We start from the raw sequence: 3,407 nt of genomic DNA on the forward strand, positions 1-3,407 counted from the left end.
TTGTGCGCCCAGCATGGGTGCAGTCTATAGGGTGAAAGTCCCGAACTGTGAAGGCAGAAGTAGCAGTAGCTTAACGCAAGGGTGTTTGCGGTGACGCAAAATCTGAAGGAAGCGAGCGGCAAACCTCCGGTCTGAGGAACACGAACTTCATATAAGGCTAGGTATCATTGGATGAGTTTGCAATACAAAACAAAGTCCTTTCTGCCAAAGGTGATACAGAGTAAATGAAGCAGATAGATGGAGGGAAAGACTGTACTCTTACCTGGGGAGGTCTGATTGATACGTCAAGTACACTTGATAACCTATCTAGTGATGGATAGCTGAACAATCAGAAGTCAGCAGAAGCCATAGTACCATTCGAACTCGAGAAGGATGGGAAGGGCTGAACAATTTAGAGAGAACAACATCTTGGCATTCAGTAAACTGCGAAGAACACAGATAACCGATATGGCATGCTTGATGGAGGAAGTGGTGAATTCCACGGGGGACCTCAAGATGGTGGAGCAGAACTGGCATAAGAAGAACCGTTGTTCACGGAAAGAGGCGTAACAATGTTGATGGAACGAATACTATCACGAGAAAATCTGCTCTCTGCCCTGAAAAGGGTAGAACGGAATAAAGGGAGTCATGGTGTAGATGGAATGTCCGTACAAAACCTACGGAAACACATCTTGGAACACTGGGAATCTATGAAAATGGAACTCCTCGAAGGGACTTATGAACCGCAACCCGTCCGTAGGGAGAATGCCGTTTATTAAATCAACATCTACTACTTTAAGAAGGCGAGCTTCAGATACTCTTAAACCACAGGAATAAATCAATCTAAAAAATATGGGCATTATCAAATGACGGTATGGACATTGAGAGCTATATTGGCACTTATCTGTTTCCCGGAAAAAACTTTTCAGTTCCTCATTTGAATAGATATGTGGAATGTATGGTTCCCCAGATTTGAAATAGTTCTTAGGAATAATATAACTATCCAAGCCAATGTTATATAGATACAAAGCAAATTGCCGAATGATTGAAGCACGAGCACATAAGTTTTCCTGCTTCTCGTAGGATTTCTTAGTACACCAGTCCATAACGATTGCTTTAGTCAAATGTTTAGTTGAACTATATTTTTCAAATGTAAACTTATCAAAACGTTTTAAATGTGTTGCCTCCGCAAGATATTTATATCCAAGCGACTGCTTTAACTCTATAAACTCTTGAATATATAGCTTAAAAGGCCCGATGTATGAAACTTTAATCATGAACGATATCCTCCTTAAAATCTAGAGGACATTCTTTCAATTTATCAATATCTACCTTTAAATACACGGTAGTTGATTGAGTATTTATATGTCCGAGGATTTCCGAAATTACAGGAAGCGGAGTCCCTTTTTCTAATAACAAACTTGCCAATGTATGGCGAAGAGAATGCATTCCAACCTTTTTCTTTCCTTTTGGAATGCCTGCCATCTTCATGTATTTAGAAATAATTTGGTTCAAATGGTCGCCCTCGGTAAATGGAAGGAAGGGTGCAAGATGCCTGATAAATACGAAAGGACTATCAACTTTTGGACGACCGTATCTTAAGTAATCAATTACTGCCCATCCAACATCTTGTGTAATTGGTAAGGATAATGTGGTCCTGGTTTTTGATTGCACGAAAACCAATTGTTTATCTTCCCAATGGAAATTTTCAAAGGTAAGCTTTTTGATATCACTACTTCGAAGACCAAGGCGCGAGACTAGTAAGATAATAGCGTAGTCTCGTTTCCCCATAGGATTGCCTCTGTCGATAGCTGTAATCAGCTTTGTTAGGTCTTCTGCGGACCAAACAGAAGGAATTCTTGTCTGTTTTCTTGACTGAATCATGGGGATTTTAAGAGAAAAGTCTTTCTCATGAAGACCTTTTTGATACATAAATTTAAATAAAGAACGAAGTGAGCATAACTGCTGTTCCACAGTTTTATAGGTATAACCTGCTAGGGTTTTGATATAGTTATTAATCAGGATGAGATTTATCTCACAACACGAGGTTACGGACTGCGCATCAGCAAAATCTAAAAATTTCGAAGCCTGTTTCGTATAGTGGCCGACAGTCACAGAGGAATAATTCTTATCAATACAGTAGTGTTTAAAATCATTTATAACCTCAATAAAATATGGACTATGAAGTATTTTGGTCTGCTTATAATATCTACGTAGAACAGATCCATGAAGTTGGAAATCTCCTAACATCCGTATTACCCTAAGGTTCTGTACTTCACTTTGGATGAGGGTACCACTTACATCTTTTTCAAGTATATTGAAATTCTTTTCTAGAAAGTCGATGCCAAGGCGTTCAGTGTAATAAAGTTCATTACGCTCGTTAGCAAACTTTAGCAACATCTCCCATCGTTTTTTATAATAATTTAAACTTCCTTTTGTGTAACCCAATCTAAGTAATTCCTGTTCAAGATCCATGATGAGAACCTTTAAAGTTTTCTTTTGCATACACATGCCTCCAATTTGAAATTTAGAAAACTAAAACTTCGTTTTCTATTCAAGTTTGGGACATTATGCAAAGTAAATAACAGGCAACCTAAGAAATATTCAGTGATTCATTTAATTACTTAGCATAATAACTTTCTTTGCATAAGGAGGAAACTTATCGCCATTATTAAGTAATATTTACTTGAATGAATTCGATAAACTCCTCACGATACGTGGGCACAAATTCGTCCGTTACGCTGATGATTGCAATATTTACGTCAAAAGTAGACGGGCAGGTTATCGAGTGATGGAGAACTCAATCAATTTCCTAGAGGGTGAACTGAAATTAACCGTGAATCGTGAGAAAAGTGCGGTAGGAAGTCCACTGAAACGAAAGTTCCTGGGTTTTTGCCTACTGGCAACTAGAAACGGTGTCAAAATCCGACCACATCATAAGGCTAAGTCTACCGTGAAGCAAAAGTTGAAGAAAATAACAAAGCGGAGCAGAGGGAAGAGCATTGAAGTCCTCTTCAAACAAATCAAGCAGCTAATGACAGGGTGGATAAACTACTACGGCATTGGTGAAATGAAAAGCTTTATGAATGATTTGAATGGTTGGTTGAAACGACGAATCAGACAATACATTTGGAAACAGTGGAAAAACCCACGAACCAAACGTAGGAATCTCATTCAACTAGGTATCGAAAAGCAAAAAGCCTATGAATGGTCAAATACCCGAAAGGGTTACTGGAGGATTTCTGCCAGTTATATCCTTCATAGGTCTTTAACAGATAGAAAACTGGTACAACTCGGATATATGGATATATCCGCAAAATACCAGTTTGTACACTCAAATTATTGAACCGCCGTATACGGGTCCGTACGTACGGTGGTGTGAGAGGGTCGAACGAATCAATCTTCTGATTCGTTCACTCTACTCGATT

Annotated in this window: 3 protein-coding genes and 2 pseudogenes; 3 read left to right on the forward strand and 2 right to left on the reverse strand. The window is 38.8% G+C overall.

Translation table 11 applies throughout. The features are described from left to right. Positions 1 to 551: 551 nt before the first annotated feature. Positions 552 to 740 (forward strand): annotated as a pseudogene (locus PY093_RS21085) (group II intron reverse transcriptase/maturase); the annotation flags it as partial. Here the strand turns inward: PY093_RS21085 and PY093_RS21090 are convergent. Next, positions 657 to 1,256 carry a site-specific integrase gene (locus tag PY093_RS21090; RefSeq protein WP_275647705.1) on the reverse strand — a complete coding sequence of 200 codons (600 nt, stop codon included), beginning with the start codon at positions 1,254 to 1,256 and terminating at the stop codon, positions 657 to 659. The pseudogene PY093_RS21085 and the gene PY093_RS21090 sit on opposite strands and share 84 nt — an antisense overlap. After that, complete coding sequence (locus PY093_RS21095) at positions 1,249 to 2,484, reverse strand: site-specific integrase (protein WP_275647703.1); 1,236 nt, start codon at positions 2,482 to 2,484, stop codon at positions 1,249 to 1,251. Before PY093_RS21095 ends, PY093_RS21090 begins: the two co-directional genes overlap by 8 nt. A 157-nt stretch (positions 2,485 to 2,641) precedes the next feature. On the opposite strand from PY093_RS21095, the pseudogene PY093_RS21100 reads away from it, so the two are divergent. Next, positions 2,642 to 2,860: pseudogene (locus PY093_RS21100) on the forward strand (reverse transcriptase domain-containing protein); the annotation flags it as partial. Positions 2,861 to 2,932: 72 nt separating this feature from the next. Next, entirely contained in the window at positions 2,933 to 3,325 is a 393-nt protein-coding gene (locus PY093_RS21105; protein WP_275647704.1) for a group II intron maturase-specific domain-containing protein, read from the forward strand. Positions 3,326 to 3,407 lie beyond the last annotated feature (82 nt).

This window comes from Cytobacillus sp. S13-E01, from assembly GCF_029193815.1.
Taxonomy (GTDB): Bacteria; Bacillota; Bacilli; order Bacillales; family Bacillaceae_L; genus Bacillus_BV.

What these genes read in the sequence shown, in the direction of transcription:
- PY093_RS21090 (WP_275647705.1), bottom strand. Translation starts at nt 1,256, where the DNA reads ATGATTAAAGTTTCATACATCGGGCCTTTTAAGCTATATATTCAAGAG.
- PY093_RS21095 (WP_275647703.1), bottom strand. Translation starts at nt 2,484, where the DNA reads ATGCAAAAGAAAACTTTAAAGGTTCTCATCATGGATCTTGAACAGGAA.